Source organism: Anatilimnocola floriformis, assembly GCF_024256385.1.
Classification (GTDB): Bacteria; Planctomycetota; Planctomycetia; order Pirellulales; family Pirellulaceae; genus Anatilimnocola; species Anatilimnocola floriformis.
The window spans coordinates 772990-794578 of record NZ_JAMLFW010000001.1; the positions used below are offsets into that span (position 1 = coordinate 772990).

Annotated in this window: 19 protein-coding genes; 5 read left to right on the plus strand and 14 right to left on the minus strand. The window is 59.1% G+C overall.

Annotated features, from left to right (window positions below):
• The first annotated feature begins 2 nt into the window (after window positions 1-2).
• Window positions 3-479, plus strand: a complete 477-nt coding sequence (locus M9Q49_RS03130) for a gamma-glutamylcyclotransferase family protein (RefSeq protein ID WP_254507191.1) — start codon at window positions 3-5, stop codon at window positions 477-479.
• Here the strand turns inward: M9Q49_RS03130 and M9Q49_RS03135 are convergent.
• The 3 genes from M9Q49_RS03135 to M9Q49_RS03145 form a co-directional block, all read right to left on the minus strand.
• Window positions 460-723, minus strand: a complete 264-nt coding sequence (locus M9Q49_RS03135) for a hypothetical protein (protein WP_254507192.1) — start codon at window positions 721-723, stop codon at window positions 460-462. The two genes, M9Q49_RS03130 and M9Q49_RS03135, sit on opposite strands and share 20 nt — an antisense overlap.
• 78 nt (window positions 724-801) lie before the next feature.
• Window positions 802-3078 carry a hypothetical protein gene (locus M9Q49_RS03140; RefSeq protein WP_254507193.1) on the minus strand — a complete coding sequence of 759 codons (2277 nt, stop codon included), beginning with the start codon at window positions 3076-3078 and terminating at the stop codon, window positions 802-804.
• Between the two features lie 453 nt (window positions 3079-3531).
• Window positions 3532-3798 carry a hypothetical protein gene (locus tag M9Q49_RS03145; protein ID WP_254507194.1) on the minus strand — a complete coding sequence of 89 codons (267 nt, stop codon included), beginning with the start codon at window positions 3796-3798 and terminating at the stop codon, window positions 3532-3534.
• A gap of 301 nt (window positions 3799-4099) precedes the next feature.
• Between M9Q49_RS03145 and bcp the strand changes: the two genes are divergently transcribed.
• Window positions 4100-4579: a thioredoxin-dependent thiol peroxidase gene (bcp, locus tag M9Q49_RS03150; RefSeq protein ID WP_254507195.1), complete on the plus strand. Its 480-nt coding sequence runs from the start codon at window positions 4100-4102 to the stop codon at window positions 4577-4579.
• 113 nt (window positions 4580-4692) lie between these two features.
• On the opposite strand, the gene M9Q49_RS03155 is transcribed toward bcp, so the two are convergent.
• The 7 genes from M9Q49_RS03155 to M9Q49_RS03185 all read right to left on the minus strand — a co-directional run bounded on the left by M9Q49_RS03155 (window position 4693) and on the right by M9Q49_RS03185 (window position 11443).
• The gene (locus M9Q49_RS03155; RefSeq protein ID WP_254507196.1) at window positions 4693-6315 is read right to left on the minus strand and encodes an emopamil-binding family protein; all 1623 of its coding nucleotides are present in this window, start codon (window positions 6313-6315) and stop codon (window positions 4693-4695) included.
• 19 nt (window positions 6316-6334) lie between these two features.
• Window positions 6335-7312 carry a glycosyltransferase family 2 protein gene (locus tag M9Q49_RS03160; protein WP_254507197.1) on the minus strand — a complete coding sequence of 326 codons (978 nt, stop codon included), beginning with the start codon at window positions 7310-7312 and terminating at the stop codon, window positions 6335-6337.
• 736 nt (window positions 7313-8048) lie between these two features.
• The gene (locus tag M9Q49_RS03165; protein WP_254507198.1) at window positions 8049-8300 is read right to left on the minus strand and encodes a hypothetical protein; all 252 of its coding nucleotides are present in this window, start codon (window positions 8298-8300) and stop codon (window positions 8049-8051) included.
• A 263-nt stretch (window positions 8301-8563) separates the two neighbouring features.
• A complete protein-coding gene (locus tag M9Q49_RS03170) occupies window positions 8564-9322 on the minus strand; it encodes a hypothetical protein (RefSeq protein WP_254507199.1) in 759 nt (252 codons plus the stop codon).
• Window positions 9323-9399: 77 nt separating this feature from the next.
• Complete coding sequence (locus tag M9Q49_RS03175; protein WP_254507200.1) at window positions 9400-10338, minus strand: DUF6807 domain-containing protein; 939 nt, start codon at window positions 10336-10338, stop codon at window positions 9400-9402.
• 122 nt (window positions 10339-10460) lie between these two features.
• Complete coding sequence (greA, locus tag M9Q49_RS03180; RefSeq protein ID WP_254507201.1) at window positions 10461-10949, minus strand: transcription elongation factor GreA; 489 nt, start codon at window positions 10947-10949, stop codon at window positions 10461-10463.
• A 167-nt stretch (window positions 10950-11116) separates the two neighbouring features.
• Window positions 11117-11443, minus strand: a complete 327-nt coding sequence (locus tag M9Q49_RS03185; protein ID WP_254507202.1) for an ArsR/SmtB family transcription factor — start codon at window positions 11441-11443, stop codon at window positions 11117-11119.
• Between the two features lie 214 nt (window positions 11444-11657).
• On the opposite strand from M9Q49_RS03185, the gene M9Q49_RS03190 reads away from it, so the two are divergent.
• The gene (locus tag M9Q49_RS03190) at window positions 11658-12209 is read left to right on the plus strand and encodes an REP-associated tyrosine transposase (protein ID WP_254507203.1); all 552 of its coding nucleotides are present in this window, start codon (window positions 11658-11660) and stop codon (window positions 12207-12209) included.
• Between the two features lie 105 nt (window positions 12210-12314).
• On the opposite strand, the gene M9Q49_RS03195 is transcribed toward M9Q49_RS03190, so the two are convergent.
• From M9Q49_RS03195 to M9Q49_RS03205, 3 genes are all read right to left on the minus strand, one after another.
• A complete protein-coding gene (locus M9Q49_RS03195; RefSeq protein WP_254507204.1) occupies window positions 12315-13280 on the minus strand; it encodes a hypothetical protein in 966 nt (321 codons plus the stop codon).
• A gap of 184 nt (window positions 13281-13464) precedes the next feature.
• Entirely contained in the window at window positions 13465-15873 is a 2409-nt protein-coding gene (locus M9Q49_RS03200) for a DUF1549 and DUF1553 domain-containing protein (protein WP_254507205.1), read from the minus strand.
• 2 nt (window positions 15874-15875) lie between these two features.
• Window positions 15876-18236 carry a PPC domain-containing protein gene (locus M9Q49_RS03205; protein WP_254507206.1) on the minus strand — a complete coding sequence of 787 codons (2361 nt, stop codon included), beginning with the start codon at window positions 18234-18236 and terminating at the stop codon, window positions 15876-15878.
• A 214-nt stretch (window positions 18237-18450) separates the two neighbouring features.
• On the opposite strand from M9Q49_RS03205, the gene M9Q49_RS03210 reads away from it, so the two are divergent.
• The gene (locus M9Q49_RS03210) at window positions 18451-19842 is read left to right on the plus strand and encodes a DUF1501 domain-containing protein (RefSeq protein WP_254507207.1); all 1392 of its coding nucleotides are present in this window, start codon (window positions 18451-18453) and stop codon (window positions 19840-19842) included.
• 106 nt (window positions 19843-19948) lie between these two features.
• On the opposite strand, the gene M9Q49_RS03215 is transcribed toward M9Q49_RS03210, so the two are convergent.
• The gene (locus tag M9Q49_RS03215) at window positions 19949-20266 is read right to left on the minus strand and encodes a non-heme iron oxygenase ferredoxin subunit (protein ID WP_254507208.1); all 318 of its coding nucleotides are present in this window, start codon (window positions 20264-20266) and stop codon (window positions 19949-19951) included.
• Between the two features lie 228 nt (window positions 20267-20494).
• Between M9Q49_RS03215 and M9Q49_RS03220 the strand changes: the two genes are divergently transcribed.
• Complete coding sequence (locus tag M9Q49_RS03220) at window positions 20495-21562, plus strand: sialidase family protein (protein WP_254507209.1); 1068 nt, start codon at window positions 20495-20497, stop codon at window positions 21560-21562.
• The last annotated feature ends 27 nt before the right edge of the window (window positions 21563-21589 follow it).

A 21589-nucleotide genomic window follows, 5' to 3' on the forward strand; every position in this document is an offset into this window, starting at 1 on the left:
GCGTGCGTGACGATGCCGATCAGTGGTACTTCGCCTACGGCAGCAACTTGCTCGCCGCGCAGATGATCGAGCGGACCGGGCCGATTCGCACCGAAGAAGAACAGCCTCGTCGTGCGCGGCTGCCGAATCAACGCGTGGTTTTCAACATGCTCGGCAGTGATGGCGAAATTTACGCCAACATCGAGCCTGCCGCTCACGACGTGCTCGGCGTGGTCTATCGAATCGGGCCGCCAGGGCTCGCTAGTTTGGATGAGTTCGAAGAGGGCTACGAGCGGCGTCAGGTGATCGTAATCACTGACGACGGCGTTGAACTGGCAGCGATCGTGTATGTCTCGCTGCCAGAAAACGTAACCGCGCCGCGGCAGCCGAGCGAGGAATATCTAACGCGGATCATTACCGGCGCGCGCGAGCAAGGCTTGCCTGGCGAATACATCGAAACGTTATTGGCGAACCTAACAGTTACTCATCGCCAACGGTAACGTTGATCGCATCGCCGGTCGGCCTCTGCGGTGTTGTCCTTTGCGCACTCGGATTCACAGCTCCCTTGCGCATGTATTGCTGAGTTGTCGGCGGCGAAGTCGAGGGTTGATTGGCCGGCTTATTCCAGCCGTCGCCACCCATGGGCCACCAAGGCATCGGTTGGAGGCCACCGTTGGGCGACAAGCAACCGGTGGCAGTGCTGAGGGCGGCAATGACGATGATCGAGAGTCCGATTTTTTTCATGGCTTTATTCGTTGGGTGACTTGGGCTGCTCATCGCGAGAGCATGAATCTGCAATCTGAAGTTTGAAATCTGCAATTCCTACTGATCGCTGTAGACCCGCGTGCTCTCTTCGCGCGTGACTGGCGTGGGCCATTCGGCGCTGCTGATCTGCACACGGATGATGAAGTCGCCCGCTTTCTGAGCGTTGGCTTGAATTCGGAAGACGGCTTCTTCTTGTGGATTCAAACGAGCGAGAGGTTCGAAGATGACGCGCGAGCCATCGTTGGCGGCCCGCGTCGGCCCTTCGCCGGAAAGTGCCTTTAGTTCCGCCGGCAGGAGCGCGGCCAGGCGGATGTTGGTCGCCGTTTTGGTGCCGACGTTGCGAACTCGCACTTCGTAGGTCGTGTCGCCGCCGACTTCGATCGGATCCGAGAGATCGGCGATCGAGTGGACGAGTTCCGCCGAGGCGTCGACGCTCACCACTTGTTCGAACGCGGTGTTCAAGCCGAGATCCGCACGGCCTTCGATGCGAAGCTTTTGATCGCCGACTTCCAGCGGCACAGCGGTCAGCTTTACATTGCCGGCCTTCGTGGCCGGAAGTTCTTCCAGGCTCCAGAAGACGGCGTGTTGCTGAGCGTCGTATTGTCCTTGCGCGTCGGTTTCGACGAACTTCATGCCGCGGGGGAGATAGGCGACGAGTTCGACATCGCGAGCTGCCGCGGTGCCGGGGTTGCTGATCGACAGTGTGTAAGTCGCCGGCCGTTCGAGGAAACGCTTCTTTGGGCCGTTGATGCCGACCTGCAGTTGCGGGGCGACGACTTCGATATTGATCGCATGCTGGGCCGCGAGATTTCCATCGCCACGAACGACGATCGTGTTCTTGATCACGCCGGCCTTGTCAGCGCGGAGCGTGAGTTCCAGTCGCTTTGACTCGCCAGGGCGCAGCGTGCCGATTTCGTATTCCAGTTCGTTGCCGGCGACATGGGTCAGCCCCTGCGGCACGTCTTCTTCCACGACGATGCCCGTCGCGGCGCCGGTGCCGGGGTTGGTGACGGTGATCGTCATGTTGAGCGATTCGCCGATGAGCAGTTTCGCCGGAGCAGTATGTTCGATCTGCAGCATGGGCCGCGTGCAAACCGAGCGGGCCGTAGCCGAGGCGGCGAACGACACCTGGGCGACGCTGCCGATTTCACCTTCTTGCTGCGGCATCACCTGTAGTTGAATGACTTGTTCGTCACCGGCCTGCATCGTGCCGAGCGGCCACACCAGCGTGCCATCGGCGGCGCGTTGGAATTGCGGCTTCGATTCGACGAGTTGCGTGCCCTTCGGAATGTGATCGGTCACTTGCACTTGCTGAGCCGCGATCTGACCGACGTTTTTCACGCGCAGTTCAAAGGTCGCCAGTTTGCCGATTTGAATTTCCGCCGGCGCGATCTTCTCGAGCGTCAGCGCGGGAGTTTGTGCGCCTTCGAAGTGACGTTCGCCAGGCGTTCCTTTGCCGGTGGCTTCGCGGCCGGCCGTCATTTCGCTCGTCGAAGGATTCGCTGGTTGGCCATAACCACCGAGACTGCGAGGCGGTGACGACAACGATCCAGCCGACGGACCAACTGGACTTGGTGACGACGGTTGATATTGTTCGACCGGCGCAGCTGCCGGCGGCGGACTGGCAAAGCGATTGAGCGGCGCTGGTGCGGCGTAAGACGGAGCCGGGGCTGGCGCTGCATAGGACGGAGCCGGGGCCGGTTGCAGGTGCGTTGGCGCCAACGAAGTCGGCGGGCCGAGCGGTTGCGGCGGCCCCAGTTGTTGTGGCGGTGCTGTTTGCTCTGGCTGCGCGTAAGCATCGGCCGGCGGTTGCTGCGGGAACGGCGCGGGCTGTTCAGCGGCCGGCTGTTCGGCCGGATCATTGTCGGCCACGCCAAAGCCACGGATCGGATTGACGGGAGCTTCAGCCGTATTTGTTTCAGGCTGCGTAGCATCTGGCGGCGGACCAAACGCGGGCGCTGGCCCGGCAACCGGCGGTTGATACGGCGCGGTGTGTCCACCGTCGCCGTACGCAGGCTCCAGCGGCGCGGGGGGCGCGCTCGACGGCTGACCGTAAGTCGGGTTGTTGTTGAATGCGAACGGCTGCTGTGCGGTGGGCGGCGGCGGCGGTGCGTTCGGATCGAAGGCCGGCGACTCGGCGGATAGCTGGGCGACTTCGCCATCGCCCACGCCGGTGACGACTTTCTTCGGTTCTGGCAGCGGCGCCTTTTTGCTGAAGCGCGAGTACGCCGCCCACGCCGTGAACACGCCAGTGCTCATGACGACGAGGATGAGTGCGAGCTTGATGCTCACCTTTGCACGAACCCACTTGAGCATTCCCCATACGCGGTTCATGTCAGTACGCCTCTGGCCCTGGGCCCAAACTTGAGTAATTCCGCCGACGAGTTCGCGCAAAATCGCGATCCGGCGGGTAATTAGCAAAACGAGGCGAAGCCGGAAAGGGCAAAGGAAGGCAAGAACTAAGAAGTCAGAACGCAGAATGGAGCGATGAACGCTAGCGATTTGACTTTTGCCTATTCAGTAATTTATCGCGGCGAAATCTCCCGCGGCTGAAAATCGACGTATGTTTTAGATGGGTTTGGCCGCAGCAACTGTCGCTGGTTTGCTGCGGTCGCGCTCGCCACTTGCTTGCACACACAACGCTCTCGCGTTTCACCGCGCGAGGGTAGTTGTGTGGGCGGCAGACCTGAACCAGGGGCGCCAGCGCTCCCTCCCCGAATCGAGGCCGTCGCGTATCCGCTGCGCGACGGCCTCTCTTTGTTTCTTGCCTGGGCCCGACTTATCGCCTTACTTGGCGGGAGCTGGTTCCGGCGGCGGAGCATTTTGATCGACGGCCGGAGCCGGTTCGGCCGCAGCCATGTTTGGATCGGCCATGGCTCCGTTGTGATAGCCGTTCACTTGGCAGCCGGTCTGGCAACCATAATGTTGGGTCGCGCAGCCGTTGCCACAGCCGCGGCGCGATTGACGGCCGCCGCAACGACGACCAGCTTCGGCGTCGAGCGAGGTTAACAGGGTAAACGTGCCGACCAACGCCAGCAGGAAGAGGTTCTTCATCTCAATCACTCCAAAGTATTTGTGCCCTACGCCGGCTAAGAGAGGCCGGCTCGGCTCGCTGGTAAAGCAGATGCGATGCCAAAAGATGCGCACGGCAAAATTGGTGAGCAGACTGCCCCATTCAGCGGAGAGCGGCAGTGATTCAGAGCCGCGCTATGGATGAGAAGATGGAGATGGATTGATCCTTTGCCGTTCGGCTTGAGCGCGCGCGAACCATTTTCTCTGCACCGCCTGCGAGCTAGCAGCGCATTCCTTAGAATGTGCCGCAGCAACCTCGAATCCTCTCACTGGAGCACGACACATGGCAGATTGGCTTGAAGAAGGCACCAAGGCCCCGGCCTTCACTTTGGCGGACGACAACGGCAACAAGGTGAAGCTCGCCGACCTCAAGGGGAGCCCGGTCGTTCTCTACTTTTATCCCGCCGACGACACCCCCGGCTGCACGCGCGAAGCCTGCGCCTTTCGCGATCAACAAGCCGAACTGAAAAAGCTCGGCGCGAAGGTGCTCGGCGTGAGCCCCGACGATGTCGCCAGCCACGGCAAGTTTCGCGACAAGTTCAAACTCAACTTCCCGCTCCTCGCCGATCCGGATCACGCGGTGGCCGAAAAATTCGGCGCTTGGCGCGAGAAGAATATGTACGGCAAAAAGTCGATGGGCATCGCCCGCTCGACGTTCTTAATCGACGGAACGGGTGTCATTCGCAAAGTCTGGCGCGCGGTCAAAGTCGACGGCCATGATGCGAAGGTGCTGGAAGCGCTTCAGGCGATGATCGAAGAGTAACTCTCTTCGTAGGACGGACGATTGGTCCGTCCAAGAAGCGGGTACTTCGCCCATCTGACTGCCAGAGCCACTCTAGACGGACCAATGGTCCGTCCTACGGATCGGGTCGCCGATCAATAGTTAATCCACCCCAGCTGATACCAATATTCAAACAGCCACGGCTGGGACCATGGATTGAGCGCGGCGTAATTCGCCGAGAAGACGCTGATCGCAAAACAAATGACGGCGGCGATTCGGCCCCAGCGTGAATTGGCGGTGGCATCGGCGGCGGGGATGATCGCGAGCAGCCACAGCGGAATCAGCCAGAACAACCACCTCAGGCCACTCGTCACACCGCCGTAGTTACGATCGATGAGCGGTCGGCTGAAGTAAAAGGCCAGCACGACGAGCGTCAGTAACGTGATCGCCGCGGCAAGAAACCACCGCGCGTCGCGTGGGCCGCGCAACCACAGGAACAAACCCCACACGCTGAAGAGCCAAATCGGTGTGAGGGAAAACAGGCCGTGGTGACCAATCAGGCAATTGAAAATGTAGACCGCGACCGACGGCTCGCCCTTATCGACGCCCTGCAGACGATCGGCAGTCCAATATGTTCCCTCGTAGTCATACCAGTCGTCCCACGCGCGGATCTCGATCTTGTCGGGCTTCACCAATTGCACGGCCAGGCGGTCGTGGCCATCTTCATCCCAAATCACCCACCGCTCGCCAGCAGTGCGTGGTTCAATGATCGTCTTCGGCGAGAGCTCGATCCCCTTGGCTTTTACTTCGCTAATGGCAACCGGCGGCAGCTGACCCGCTTCGAATTTTGCGGCCAGATCGGCCGGCAGTTGTGCGAGGACCGGGCCGTCTTTGTAGCGATGGGCGTAGGCCGGTTTCAAACTCTCATGCGCGAGGTAGTTCGTGCCGAGGGCGGCGGCAAATACAATCACCGCGGCAGGAGTGAACGCCACGAGTGTTTGCAGCGGTGCTCTCCACAGAATCACCACCGCGAGCATCGCGAAAAAAGCCAGCGCCGGCAACTCGCAAGTTACGGCAAAAGCCGCCGCGAGGCCTGCGACTACAAATCGCCACCAAGCCTTTGAATCGTTGGAGAAAACGGGCCACAGCGCCGCGAGCGCGACGATCACCGCCACGGCAGCGACGACGTGGTTATTGAGCGTGATGGCAAACGTTGACAAAAAAGTCGCCTGCGTTGCGCACGCGACGACAAAGATCCGGCCCCATTGGCTCGTTCCCAACTTCTCGGCAAATAGCGCCACCAACCACATCGCTCCGATCAGCGGCAGCACATGACTGAGCAGCAGCATGAGTCGCGCGACATAAAATGTCTGATGCTTGTTGCTCAGCGACGCCCCGGTTGTGTTTTTGATCAGCCAATACTCGCCCGCCATCAGCGTTGGCAGGAGCGTAGGCTTGCTGGAATAAAAATGTTCCTGGCTGTCGCGGCCGCGATGCTTTACGAGGTCGATCGTGTGCCACGCCCGTTGCCGATCTCCCTTGGCATTGAAGATGACATCGTCGATTGCATACGTTCCTTGATCACCGAGTGAGCGGATCGTGCACCAGCGACTTCGGTCGTTTGCACTCAAAAACGGCGAAGGATCGGCGATGCTCGTCGAGCGCACCTGCATCAACCGCGACGCCATTCCTGCCATCGCTACCGCGATCAGCAGCGCATACACGCCCCAGCGAATGGGTTGCCACTCATCCTTTTTCAACGCCGCCGTTTCCGCCATGGCCGTTGCCGTTCCTTCGTTAAGCCCGTTCGTCCGGCTTCGTTGCCGCGATGCCGATCCGATCCTTGATCGAATACTGATTCACATTCCGCCCGTAATATGCCGTGATCAACTCGGCGAGAAAACCCATCGAGATCAACTGCGCGCCGAGCAGCAGCGCTCCCATCGAATACATCACGGCAGGGCGGTTGTGCAGGTCTTCCATTTCCCAGGCGGGAAAGATTTTGTCGACGATCCAATACACAGCCAGGTAAAGCAAACCCATGCTGCCGATGAAGAACGAAAGGATACCGAGCGTGCCGAGCAAATGCTGAGGCCGTTCCTTGAAACCGGTGAGAAAGTAGACCGTCAGCAAATCGAGAAAGCCCTTTACGATCCGCGACACGCCGTATTTGCTATAGCCGAACTTGCGAGAGCGGTGATTCACGACCACTTCGCTCACGCCCCAACCTTTTGCCGCGGCGAGCACCGGCACAAAGCGATGCAACTCACCGTAGATCCGAACTTCCTCGAGCACCTCGCGGCGATAACACTTGAACCCGCAGTTGTGATCGTGCAGCTTCACGCCGGTCAGGCGGCCGACCAGCCAATTGAACACGCGCGACGGCCCGACTTTGTGCCAGGGATCATGACGCACTTGCTTCCAACCGCTGATCACGTCAAAGCCCTTGTCGAGCTCTTCGATAAACCGCGGCACTTCATGCGGATCATCCTGCAGATCGGCATCGAGCGTGAAAACCAAATCGCCCTTCGCCGCTTCGAAGCCAGCCGACAGCGCTGCCGCCTTGCCGAAGTTGCGCCGAAAGCGAATGCCGCGAACGCGCTCATCCTCGGTCGATAGCGTCCTGATCAAGTCCCACGAGCCGTCCTTCGAGCCATCGTCGATGAACAGGATTTCCATCTCGTATTTTTGTTCCGCCGAAACCTCGCACAGCTCTTTGTGCAATGCGCGCAGGCTCTCGACTTCGTTGTAAACCGGAATGACGAACGTCAGCATGGCGGGAACGAACTTGGAGGGAGTAACTCGGAACTGCAGATACGATAATCCAAATCCGCTCCGCCCGTGAGGCTCGGCCGGCCGCAGCGGGCTGCGTACGTGGCCATTCAAGCGGCGCTTCTGACCCACGCTCGCGATTGCTGCGACCACGAGCCTTGTACCAGCGATGAAACGCCCCCTCTTTCGTACCCCCAGAATATAACAGGCAATACAAGCCACCATTTCTTTCGCAAGTCGTTTCTGCGAAAGACTTAGAGACATAAATCGTCTGCAATATCGCCTCTCGAATATCACACTTTATTGCCGCTAATTCGGGTGGCTGGCAATGGGCTGGTGGAGAGCACGCCATCTGCGCACGAGGCCGTTGGCCTAAGTGCCGCCCTGATGGTTGTGCGGTTTCGACCGTTCCATAACGGTTTGGGAACGAACTACTGGCGGCAAGTCGTTCTGCAGATTGGCTTTCAGAGCGCGCTATTCGCGGCAAGTCGCTGAAAACGGGTTGTTGCGAACTGTTGTGAGAAAATGCCGGTCTGGAGCCAGAATTTCGCACAAGCCTCAGTAGAGTCGAGACTTAGAGAAGCTACGAAAAGCGCGCACAAGTGTTGTGAAGCTCACCGGCGCGCGGAGCTAAGGGATGACGTCGGCCGGAACCTGTGGTTCCGGTTGATTTAGAGATTGACGTCGCTTGGCCTGCTTGCCGGAACTCCGCGGTACCGCTTGTTCCGGCCTACCGTCATTACTGAGCGGCTTGGCGGCCGGCTTGTTGAGCTTCCAGGTCGGTCTTGTAGGCCTTCATCGCCGCGGCTTCACGCTGCAGCTTGAATTCCGGACCCGGCGGGAAGTATTGAATATCGTCTTGAATGTAGTACGCGCTCGGGAGGGTTTGTCCCGCTTCCACGACCTGGCAACCAGTGTTGGCCAGGGCCAATACCGCGAGGCTCGAAGCAGCCAGCGTCATCGTCAGCAGGCGGTGAGAAGAATTGTTCATCGCAGTCGTCTCCAGTCGCAATACCAGCGGTGCTAGCGAAGCAGCACTTAAACTTCCAGCCGCCGGCAGACCTTGCGCCGCCGTTACAACCGGAACGTGTTACAGCAGTCAGTATCGACGTGCTGGCTGGCAAACTTTGACGAAAGGAAAGGCTTTTCGGGGAAAACTGTAGGACGGACCATTGGTCTGTTCCAAGGCCGGTCTGGCAACCAGATCGGCGTGGTACCCGATTCTTGGCCGGACCAATGGTCCGGCCTACGCAGTTACTTCTTGCCCTTGGCGAGTCCGCGGTCGACGATCTTTTTCACTTCGTCGCCGATGTCGATTTTGAATTCCTCGTCGGGAACTTCGGCTTCGTCGGCGAGTTCCTTGGCGCCGGCGATGAAGGTTTTGATCTCTTCATCGGTCAGCGTCGGCTTGATTTGCTTCTCGCCCTTCGGGCCGTCCTGCTGCAGCGGGGCGAGGAGCTCATCGAGGTCTTCCTGGTCGATTTTCTTATCCATGCCGCCGCGGACGAGTCGCTGCAGTTGCTTGCGGGCGTCGGCTTTTTCCTCGGCAGAGAGCCCCGACTTGTCGAGGTATTGCTTCTCGATGCCGAAGCAGACGAAGAGCGGAATCAGCGGCGACTCTTGCAACTCGTTGAGGATGTTCTCGGCATCCTTCTCGTTGATTTCGCCCTTCCTGTAGGCATCGACCAGGCGATCGACTTCGGCGATGACTTGCTTTTTGTCCTCGGCAGTGAGTTCCGATTGCTCGATCCCTTGCACGACGACAAACCGCACGCCGCTGACCACCAGTTGCTTGGCTTGTGTGGTGACGTAGTACGCCCCGCCAACGCAGGCCACGATGAGCAACAGCAGGCCGATGAGCCCAGCGATCAAGCAGCCCCACAGACAGCCGCTTTTGCTTGCGGGTTGCGGCGGATTTTGATCCGGAAAGCCTGGCCCGCCATGAGGCATCGGCGGCTGATTGGGTTGCGGATAAGGGTTTTGATAACTGCCGGATTGCTGGGGATAAGACATGTATTCTCTCAGTAGGCCGAAACAGCTGTACTCAGCGCCGTTCCGGCATATTTGGCAAAGGTCTGTTGATGATCAGTTTATTTGCTCTTCGGCGGCACGTCGCCGATCTTGGTGAATGCGGCAAATTGTTCGTCGATGCTTGTTTTATCCTGCAGACCGCCATGCACCCAGTAGCCATAACGAAGCTTGAGCTTGTCACCCACGGCGAGCGAGCGCGGCGCTTCATAACTCAAGCAAGCGCCCATCCAGCCGTCGTCACGCACGTGGAAGTGCGAGGGGTAACTCGGATTCATGGGATGATCAAAAAGTGTGACGCCGCCTGATTCCGTTTTCGTCAGTGGGCCGCTGTAATCGACCCACTTGGCTTGCTTCCAAAAGACGCCCGCTTCATTCACGCCCCCTTCGCTGTTCAGAATCCGGCCGCCGCCATCATGCACGCCAATGGTCTTTGCCATTCGCACGCCCGTGATGCCGAACGGCGTTTTTCCAAAGGTCACGCCCTCCTTCGCCGCAGCGCCGGGAGCGAGCAGCAGATCGATCACCAGCAGCCATTCACCGTTCTTCTGCGGCAGAAACCGCATCGCGCGGGTCTCTTCGAGCAGTTTGTTATTGGCTTCGTCGACCCAAGTGTTTTCAACTTCGATCAGCGCCTCGGCATCGGTGTCTTCAAATCGGCTCACGCGTTTGTGAACGATGCGGCCCTTCGTCGAGTCGTTCCAAAAGCCCACGCCGTTCACATCGTGATGGCTAATCCACAAGCTGTTGTGATGGCTGTGGCTGTTAGGATCGCGAGGATGCCCCATCCGCGTGTGCGATTTGCCGCTCGGGCCGATCAGCGGATAAAGAAAGGTCCGCCGATTGTCGGCGCCAAAGTAATACCGGCTGATCTCTTTGCCATCCCACTCGACCGCCGCCTGACTCTGCGGCAACGGCAACACCTGCATGGTAGGAACGGGCTGCGGACCTGCGGAAGCTTGGCTGACGAGAGCGATCGACATCAAAAGCGGTAGCAACATCGATCGCTCCTCGATTGCAGATGGCAGATGGCAGATGTCAGATTGAGGACAAATACCTTCGCTGCTTCGTTCGCTCCCGCCTTTTTTCAGTCTGCAATCTGCAATCTCAAATCTGCAATCCCTTAGTCATCCAAAAAGCTGAAATCGATTTTCAGGACTTCGAGTTCATACGAACCCTTCGGCGCGGGGATCTCCGCGGTCTCGCCGATTTTTTTGCCGAGCAAGCCTTGGCCCAGCGGGCTGGTGACCAGAATCTTGCCGGTGTCGTAGTCTTCTTCGCCGCTGCCGACGAGGGTGTAGACCTCTTCCTCGTCCATGTCGACATCGCGGACGGTGATGGTCGCGCCAAAGCAAACCTGATCGCGCGGCAGCGTGGCGGGATCGATGATCTGGGCCCGCGACAGTTCGCTCTTCAGATGGTTGATCTTGGCCTGCAGCAAGCCTTGCGCTTCGCGCTGGGCGTGGTACTCGGCGTTTTCCTTGAGATCGCCTTCCGCCCGCGCGGCAGCGATCTTTTCGGCGATCAGGGGCATTTCGACGTTATCGAGGCGATCCAATTCGGCCTTCTTTTTATTGAAGCCCTTCTTGGTCATTGGTACGTATTCGACCATGTCAGCAATTCCACTAGCAGAACGAGCAAACCGATAGAAACAAAAAAATCGCGACCTTCCTGCGAAGGCCGCGGCAGTGAACTAAGTTGAGCGAATTAGTTGAGATGTTATTCTGTGCCTTGCAGCCGCCGCTGTAAAGCAGAGTTCGGGCTTAACGGTCGCGCGCTCTAGGCGCCCTTCGATTCCAGCTTCAGATCGAGATGACAGCAGCCGAAGTTGATTTGAGCTTCGCCCTCGGCTGAGGTTGCGGCTTGCACCTCGGGATGAATCGAGTACTGAATGAACCGCCCCTGCCGCGTGGGCAGCACGATCTTGCTCCGCCGCAGAATCGAGAGGTGATGAGACACCTTGACGATGTCCTCAGACAACTGCTCGGCGATCTGACCGACCGTGCACGGCCCCCGAAACAACACTTGCAGAATTCGCAGCCGCTCGGGATCGGCGACGGCTTTGAGCCGCTCGGCACAGTTTTGAAATTCCTCGGGCTCTTTCATCGATTCCCCACTGCCAGCCGATTTCCTGCAGTCAATCTAGCGGTTGCCAGTCTAACCCGGCTTGCAGTTTCTCTCTATAGCGCTGGGGATTGCTTTGGCGCTAGGGAGCATCAGTAGGTCAGGCACTTCAGTGCCTGACCAGCGCCAACTCTTGATTTCACATTGCCTTCGCCTATGCTGCCCAAATCTTCCCTGCCCACCTCTGCTCTGTCTTATGTCGGACTATCGTCGATACTTCGTACGCGGAGGCACGTATTTCTTCACGGTGGTTACCGAGCGCCGCGCGTCGCTTTTCGCAGATGAAAAAGCTCGCGAAATCCTGGGTAACGTCTTGCGCGAGTCTGTCATTTGGCGGCCGTTCAAAGTCTTGGCGATTGTCCTGTTGCCCGATCATTTGCATGCCATTTGGCAACTACCAGCGGGCGACGACAAGTACGACATCCGCTGGAATTGGATCAAACGCCAATTCACCATGCGCTGGCTGCGGACCGGCGGTCGCGAACAGCGTCGTCGTCGATCTCGCATCCGCGAGCGCCGCCGAGGAATCTGGCAGCGTCGGTATTGGGAGCATTTAATCGACGACGAATATGATCTGGAGAACCATGTCGACTACATGCACTACAACCCCGTCAAGCACGGCTACGTGAAGCGGCCGCGCGACTGGCCAGAGTCGTCATTTCACCGCTGGTCAATGCTCGGTCACTATGACCTCGATTGGGGAAGGTCGTACATACCCGTGGAACTGCCAGGCAATGCTGGCGAGTAGCGAGTAGGTCAGGCACTTCAGTGCCTGACCGGCGCCGTCGACCGACTCCCTCGTAACCCCCGAGTCCATTTCGTCAGGCACTGAAGTGCCTGACCTACAAATTTTCTAGTACCGCAATATGTAATCCGCCGTAAACCGGTGCTGCATCACACCGCGCTCGTCGGTCAACGGCAATTCATAGGCGAGACCGATTTCGTTGAGCAGGCTCGGTTTGAATTTGAGGCCCAGCGCACCTGTGACAATATCGGTGCCGGCGACCCCCGTCGCGCCAAAGTTAAAGAAGTCACCACCCTGAATGCCATTGAACGCCACGTTCGTGCCGTTGCTCAGCCAGTGATACCAGGTGCCTTCGGCGAAGACATACCAACAGCTGCAGTTCAGCTGTCGATCGACGTGGGCCGACCAGTAAAAGACCTGATTCTCGGCCGAGCGATCGACAGGCAGACGAAAGCCAGCCGCCGTGATCAAGTGATTGGCATCGCCAAACAGGGCGCCATAGGTGGCGAAGACGTTGAACTCGCCGTCGCCGTTTCCTTGCAAGGCTTGCGTGCTGCCGGTGGGAAGTTCGAAGGTCGCTCCCACGCTCAAGATCCGCTGGCAACAGCAATCCTTCCACAGATTGTATTTGAGCCCCAGCGACAGATCGGCCCAACCATCATCGAGCGGCGCACCGGCCGACGGAAAGATGAAGCCATCTTTGGTCGCGATCAACGATAAGTCTTCCGTGAGCGCCGCCCGCAACTGCACCGCGAGCACCTGCAACCGGCTGGCCGGAATTGCGCCTCCGGCCAGCGTGGGAATCTGGTGATCGATGAAAATGAAGCGGGCTTCGGTCAGCGTCCGCGGGTCCTCGAAAAACACGGGGTTCGTCATCGGGCTGATGAAACCAGCCCACGACGGATCGGTCGCCTGAATGAATCCGAGCAGGGCCGGCTGACAACCATCGTCGCAGGCAGTGCAGCCCGAATCGACGCCGTGGTATTCGGCCTCCTGGGCCGCCGCCATCCCGGTGACGAGCACCGATACCCCGAACATCAACACTGCGACGAGGCCGCTCAATCGAGTAGGCATGGCAGGCTCCTTCCTGGCTTTATGATTTGCTGCGTATCCGTAGCAACTGGCACTGCGTGGAGCAGTGATATCAATGCATGCGTAGCATGCTGCAATGGCTATCGGCGCGTAGCGGAACGGCGCACAGGCAAATATGCGCACTAGGGAATGTCCTTAGTCCGCAAAGCCGCACATTCGTTAAGGCTCAATGCCGCAGTAGGAATTCGCTACCGTTGAGCAGCGCGTGTTGCAGATCTTGCAGCCCCGCCGCCAGGTCAGGCTGCTCCTTAAGATAGTCCTCTGCGATCTTTTGCTCGCGCGCCGTGGGCCGGCGACTGAGAGTGGCGAGATAGAGTTGCTCGACGATCAGCGGTTGCGATTGCTTTGCCGCGACGGCGAGGCCGATGCGACTCTTGTCCGCAGCGAGTCGCTTGACGAGGCTGGGATTATTGAGGAGATGAATCGCGCCGGCCAGATCGGCGTCTTCTTCGCGGGCACAATCGCAAGCGGTGTCGCGAACCGGGCGCGAGGTAGCCATCAGAAAGTGATTTTCAACGGCCCCTTCGGCGAGTTCACCAGCTCGCGTGCCGACGGGATAACCCGGATATTCATCGGGCACGCCGATGGCAGAACTGATCGCATCGAGCAGTTGCTCGCTGGTGATGATCCGCACGTGCGTGTGCGTGAAGTAGCGAGCCGGCGCGGCTGCATGTTTGGATTGCTGCGGCGTTTCGGCAGCTAGTTGATAGGTCTTCGACCGCAGAATGAGCCGCAGAACCGGCTTGATTTTGAAGTCGCCTTTCACGAACTCCGTCGCCAACGCATCGAGCAACTCCGGATGCGATGGCGGATTCGTATCGCGAAAATCATCAACCGGCTCGACGATGCCGCGGCCCAGCAAGTGATACCACAAGCGGTTCACGGTCGAGCGGGCGAAGTAGCGGTTGTCGGGCGCGACGAGCCAGGCCACGAGCGGTGCGCGGCGGTCGTCTTCGGGGCCAACCTTCTCCGGCGTGAAGCCAAAGACAGCGGGCTCAAGATTCTTGCGTGTGAGCGGATGCTGTACGTCGCCGTTGCGCTGCAGATAGACGACTTCATCGTCGAGATTGAACTGTTTCCCCTTGAGCTTGACTCGCGCGAAGAACGCCGCCAGTCCGTAGTAGTCACCTTGCGTGATCGCTTCGAACGGATGGTTGTGGCACTTAGCGCAGCCGATTCGCACTCCCAGAAACAGCTGACCAAAACTCTCGGCTGCTTCTTCTGGATTGCGCGCCACGCGATAAAAACTGGCGGCTGGATTTTCGAACGTGTTGCCGCGGGCGGTGAGAATGTCCTTCGCCAATTCGGTCATCGGCCGATCTTCGGCGAAATGGTCGATCAGATACCGATGCAGGCGATGCACGCCGCGGAGCGAGATCGTCGTTCGGTTGCCGCGCATCACATCGGCCCATTTCAGCGCCCAGTAAGTGGCGAACTCGTCGCGCTCTAGCAATTCGTCGATAAGTTTCTCGCGTTTGTCAGCGGCCGGCGAATCAAGGAACCGCGCGGCCTCTGCAGGCTGCGGCAAAATACCCAGCACATCGAGGTAGGCTCGCCGTAGAAAAGCTTCGTCGTTACAAACGGCGGCCGGTTGCAGCTGCAGCGCTTTCTGCTTCGCAAAGATTTGCTCATCAACAAGGTTCGCCGGCGCCGGCCCTTTGAATTGATAGTCCGGATCGGCTTCGACATAGGTCAGCTGCACGCTGCGAACCTGCTCGAGATAACGCACCAGCACATTGGCTTCTGCCGTGGCAGTGAACTCGACGAGGCCGTTCGCAGTGACGCTCACGGCTTCGTCCATGGGGACGCTGAAGACTGCTTCGCCGGTGACGTCGACGATCGAACCATCGGCGAACTTAGCGAGCGCGACGAGTTGTTGCTGGCGACTGCCAGCAGCGAGTCGGCGCGAACCGGGAAGGACTTCGAGGCTGACGAGTTGCCGCGGCGCGGTGGAATCGGGACAGCCGGCGGCAATCCAATCACGCAGCACCAGATACGCCGTGTCAGTAGTTTGAAATCGCACGCCGCCCTGATGCGGCATCCGGCCAGAACCTTTGCGGAGAATCAAACTCTGCTCGGGCTCGAACGGATTCGTGCGGCGACTTGAACCTTCGCGGACCAGGGTTTGCAAATCGCCAACTGGATCAAAGCCACGCAGGCTGAGGCGAAAGCCACCCTTACCCTGCGGGGAACCGTGGCAGGCGCCCTGACTGCAGCCGGCGCGACTTAGAGCTGCCATTACATCGGTGCGATAATCGATCGGCTTGGGCTTCGCGAAATCGGCAACGATGATCGTCGCCGTCGCTTTGCCGCTCGCGGTTGTCGCTGTGATCGTTGCCGTTCCGTCACCAATTGGTGTTACGATGCCTATCGTGGAAACAGTCGCGATCTTGGCATCAGACGACTCGTACTTGGCCGTATGAGTTACGTCGGCGCTGTTGTTTTCGGAGACGAGGAGTTGCACGTGCGAGCGTCCGCCGGTGAGCGTGAACTCAGCGGGTGCGATCGCGATATCCGCGGCGGCTGAGACCGCGGGAACGAGCGCGATGACAATCAGGAAAGGAGTGAATCGCATGGTTACTTCTTCTTCTCCATCGGCGGAGCTTTCACTTCCAAGTCGAATTCCTTCGGCCGGGGCTCTTCCTGAAAATTCCCCACCTGACCGGTCGCAGTGAAGCGGAACCGGTGGCGACCTTGGCGGAAGTCGTCGGGAATCGTGACGGCAAATTCCGTGCTGTTTGCTTCAGCGGCAATCGTCAGTTTCTCGGGCAACTGCAAGCCAGAAATCGGCTGCACTTCGATCTCTACCGGGCCGGCGAACGACGGCAGGCGTTGCAGCGCCAGGCGCAAATTGAAATTGCTGCCCGGCGGCAACGTGGTCGGCGGCGGCGGATCGATGGTCACCTCAAAACCAGGCTTCACGATCAACTGTAGACTCCGCTGTAGCGTGACCGTTCGCGGTCCTTGCTTCGCCACGGCAGTGACGTCAATTCGTTCGCTCGCGTCATTGGCCAGGCTGCGCGAAATGAAGAGAGCGGGAACACTCGCTTCCTCTTTGGTCGCATTCGCGATGCGGGCAAAAACTTGCTTGCGGCCTTGCTTCTCTTCGCCACATTGACCGCCGATCGCGGTGAAGGAAATCGGCTCGGCGAAGCCATTGTCGCGCGTGGTGACGATCGTCGCCGTGGCTTGTTGATAGCGCGGCAAGACCAACTCCGGCGCGGCGAGCTCCACGGTGAACGGCACGGCGGGTGTGATCTGCAGCGCGATGCTGCGCGTGCAGGTTGCCGGCAGCCAACGCTGGTTTTCGCGGAGGGCATGTTTGATGAGATCGACGTTGATCAGTTGCCGATCGACGAGTGGTTGAACGGTGAGGGCGGCGGTGATCTCTTGTTCGCCAACTTTGGTTTTGGCGAGGACTTGGATGGAAGAGAGACCGAGCGGGGAGTTATTGGCTGCGCGGAGTTTGCAGTCGAGGGAGTTGACGCCTTCGGGGATGGTCGTTGGTTCTAGAGTGACTCCTGCCGGTGCGTTCACGAGAGAGAGTTCAATGAGGCCGGGGCACTCGGTGCGAGTGACCGCGAAGGGAAGGCGTTGATACGAACACAGAGGCACAGAGAGCGCAGAGATTTCGGATTTGAGTTCTAGTTTGGGTTGTTGGGGAGCGATGTCGATGCGGTAGGCGTGCGCGGGACTGCCACTGCCGCTCAGGTCGCGGACTTGGATGTAATACAAACCGTCGTCGCCAACGTTGAAGTTGAACGCGGCTTCTTCGAGGGCGCCGCCGGGGAGTGTCACGTCGTCCATGCGCTGCATCTCGCGGCCTGTCCGGTCGAGCAGAATGACTTCTAGATCGGCCGCAGATTGAATCGTCTTGGTCTCGGCCCGCAGCGACAGCTTTTGCCCCTTCGTCAGATAGAGCGTGAAGCAATCTACATCACCAGCCGGGTTCAGCACTCCTTGCAAGCTTGCAGGAATCGTGGCGACATGCGTGGGACTATCGCGAGTATCGTTCGGTTCGCTCTCGACGATAGCGGCAATAGCCGAAACCGTCAGCGGCAACCAAGTTGCAACGGAATCGTCTTTTCGCTTCACAGCTGGAAAGAAATTGCCGAGAGGTTGATCGGCGGCGGTGGTTACTTCCACCTCGCCGTTGATTTCAGGCAGCGCGATCTTCGTCGCGACACCCGGCAGAATCGTCGACGGCAGTGAAACGCGCGCGGCCGCGAATTTGCCGATGCGCAGCCAGTATTGCCAGTGAGGCGAACCGAGATAACGACTGTCGCGAACTTCAAGCGTGTAGGTTCCCGCGGTTTTGAACGTGTGTGAGAACACACAGTCGTAAAAGATGCCCGGCGAGTTGTCCTTTTGCACAATTCGCTTGCCGTGCTCGTCAACGATCGTCAGCAGCGGATCGGCGTCGCTGCCGAAACGACTGCAGACGATGTCGAACGAAATCTGCTCGCCCGCCGCTGCCGTGAAGCGAATGCGGTCGACCTCGGCGGCTTGCAGATCACCGGCAATCGCAACTGGAAGTTTCTGCAGCGGTTCGTTCGTGGCTTTCGTCGGCGGCAGTTCATCGACGGCGAAGAGTTGCAGATTGCTCAGGCCATCTTCGGTTGCGAGCCGCAGACCATAGATTCCCAGTGGGCAATCGGCGGCGACGTTTACTTCCACTTCGGCGCGAGCCAAGGCGCTCGACTGCACCTTGATCTGAAAAAACTTCTCCGGCAGCGAAAACCATAGTTGCTGAGCCCGATCGAGTTCGCTGCCGACAATCGTCAGTTTATTGGCCTGGCCGCGAGTGAGCGCCGGCGGCTCGAGATGCTCGATGAACGGCTCGGCCTGGGCGGTGGAAGCCAAGGCAACGGCCAGCAGCGTGAAGATGAACAACCTCAAGTGCATCGCGGTCACTTTCGGCGGTGGCAGGTCAGGCACTTCAGTGCCTGACCTACAGCGGGAGGGGAGGTAAGGTGGGGCGAAATTGAGTCTCATCACGAGACTAAAACCGACTGCAGATAAATCTTGCGGCCAGCCGATGATTTCGTTAGCGTTAATATATCAAGAGCCAGTAATGGATGTCACGCTGATTCCCGCCTACGATAGTCATCCCGCCTGAATTCACGATCCCCACCTTCCACAGGATCCCGCCATGCTGCGACTGATCGGCCCTGCTGCCTATCCGGGCGAACACGTAAGCCGCCGCGAAATGATCCGCATCGGCGGTTTGCTGGCCGGCGGCGTTGCGCTGCCGCAGTTGCTTGGTTCGCCGATCGCCCGCGCAGCCGGTCAGCCGAAGTCGTTCGGCATCGCCAAACGTTGCATCATGCTCTACCTGTCGGGCGGCCCGCCGCAGCACGACACGTTCGATCCCAAGCCGGATGCCCCGGCCGATATTCGCGGCGAGTTCAGCACCATTCAATCGTCGAACGGCGGCTACCGGATCGGCGAGCATTTGCCACTCACATCGAAGTGGATGCACGAGGTTGCCCTCGTTCGCTCGATGCATCACACGCACAACGATCATGCCCGCGGCTCGTACTGGATGTTCACGGGCTATCCGTTTCTCGGCGGCGTCCCCGAAGCCGACAACATGACCCGCGCCGACATGCCGCACCTCGGCAGCGTCATTGCCAAGGTCGCGCCGCAAGGTTCGCTCCTGCCGTGGGCGCTCGTGCCGCAGCGGATGGATGTTGCCGGCGGTCGCCGTGTCGGTCAGTTCGCCGGCATGCTCGGTTCGAAGTACGATCCGCTGCTGCCAGGCGGCGATCCGAACGATGACAACTACAAGCTCGAGCAAATTCCGCTCGCGCCAAATTTGCCCGCCGATGTCGCGCGTCGCCGTTTAAAGCTCGTCGATCAACTCGATACACAAATCGAATCGCTGCACAACAGCGCACAGGCTCAAGCCCTCCGCGCCAATCAATCTCGCGCGCTCGATGTCGTCAGCAGCGATGCGGTGCGAAAAGCGGTCGATCTTTCGAAAGCCGATGCTGCCGATCGCGAACGCTACGGCCGGAATCTTTTCGGCCAGTCGGTCTTCCTCGGCCGGCGGTTGTTGCAAGCCGGCACGCGACTTGTGCAATGCAATTGGCAACGGTCACAAGGGAGCGACGGCTTTGCTTGGGACACACACTGGAACAACTTCTCGGCACTGAAGGACTATTTGATCCCGCCCTTCGATCGGGCGTTTCATGCCCTGATGACCGATCTGAAGCAAACGGGCGAACTCGACGAAACGCTCGTCATCGTCGCCGGTGAATTTGGCCGTTCGCCGAAGGTAACGCTCAAGAACGCCGGCCGCGAACACTGGCCCGATGTGTACACCGTGCTGTTCGCCGGCGCCGGCATCAAACCGGGCGAAGTCTACGGCAAGAGCGACAAGATCGGCGCGTACCCAGCCGAATCGCCGACCACGCCCGCCGATTTCGTTGCGACCATTTATCACCTGCTGGGCATCGACCCGCACCGCGAAGAACATGATCAGGTCGGCCGGCCCTTCGCGCTATCGAAGGGGGATGCGATCAGCGGGATCATGGTTTAGTTGCTCCTTCGTTGGCCGGACCATTGGTCCGATCAATGCCGCGACTGGAGCTAGATCGGCTTGGTACCCGATTCTTGGCCGGACCATTGGTCCGGCCTACGCGGTTCTATTCCGGCCGCAGCTTTACCCACACCCAACCGTCGCGCACTTCCACCTGATGCGCCGCGGTGTCTTCGGTCGCCGGCATCGTCAGGGCCTTGCCGTTGCGAATGTCGAACTTCGCACCGTGGCGCGGGCAAGCAATCGTATGATCATCGAGGCGGCCGTCGCTCAACGGCCCGCCGTCGTGCGTGCAAACGTCGTCGATGCAAAAGAACTCTCCGCCGACGTGAATCAGCACCACGACGCGATCTTCGATCTCGAGCAACTCGCGGCCTGGATCGGAGAGTGAGTTGACGGCAACGGTTTTGACAAAGTCAGACATGGAGTAAATCACAGGGCGATGATTGGATGAGTGCTTGATTCTAGCAGTTCAACTCCTTTCGCGGAGCACAGTCGCCTTTCACTCCGTGAAAGGCGCGTCTTCGCTCGGTCGCGTGTCGAGCCACGTTCCACTCGCCTCGAAAATGGAAAGACGCGTCCTTTCGCGGAGCGAAAGGCGACTGTGTACAATCCGGTTCGCCAATTCATCCATTCTCTGCGGATTCAAATCATGCATCGATTTCTGCTGGCAGCCATTTGTCTCGCCTGGTGCAGCGTCAGTTCCGCCGCCGATCTCCCAGCCGGTGTCGTTGCGGAAGAATTCATCTACACCGAGCCACCGCACCCGCAGTGCCATGCATCGACGATTGCAGAAACGAAGGATGGCTTGGTTGCGGCTTGGTTTGGCGGCACGAAAGAGGGAGCGAATGACGTCGGCATTTGGTTTTCAAAGCAGACAAAAGTCGGCTGGAGCAAACCGGTTGAAGTTGCCAACGGCAAGGATGAAGAAGAAAAGCAGTTGCCGTGTTGGAATCCCGTGCTGTTCGACATGCCTGCCACGACTGCGCGCAAAGGTGAGTTGCTGCTGTTCTACAAGGTCGGCCCAAGTCCGAGTAAATGGTGGGGCATGTTGATTCGCAGCAGCGATCAGGGGCAGACGTGGAGCGAGCCGGAAAAACTGCCGGAGGGAATCCTTGGGCCGATCAAAGACAAGCCAGTGTTGCTGAAGGACGGCACGTTGCTGTGCCCGAGCAGCACCGAGCACAAAGGTTGGCAGGTGCATATCGAATCAACGAAGGACGGCGGCCGCACGTGGCAGAAGACCGAGCCGCTGTGCGACGGCATGACGCAGCACGCCATTCAGCCGACCATCCTGCAGACAAAGTCCGGCCTGACGATTCTCTGCCGCACGCGCACTCCCGGCAAAATTCTGCAAGCGACCTCGACCGACAACGGCGCAACGTGGAGCAAACTTGAGCCGATGGATCTCGTAAATCCCAACTCTGGCATCGATGGTGTGACGCTTAGCGATGGCCGTCATTTGCTCGTCTATAATCACACGCAAAAGGGTCGCAGCCCGCTCAACGTCGCCGTCTCGACCGACGACGGCAAAACCTGGCAAGCCGCTGCCGTGCTTGAAACGCAGCCGGGCGAGTACTCGTATCCCGCCGTCATCCAAACTTCGGATGGCTTGGTGCATATCACTTACACCTGGAAACGGCAGCGCGTGAAGCACGTTACACTCGAGCCGGCGAAACTAAAGTTGCTGCCGATCGTTGAGGGAGTGTGGCCGAAGTAACCTTGACCAAAACAGCTCGCCGACGGT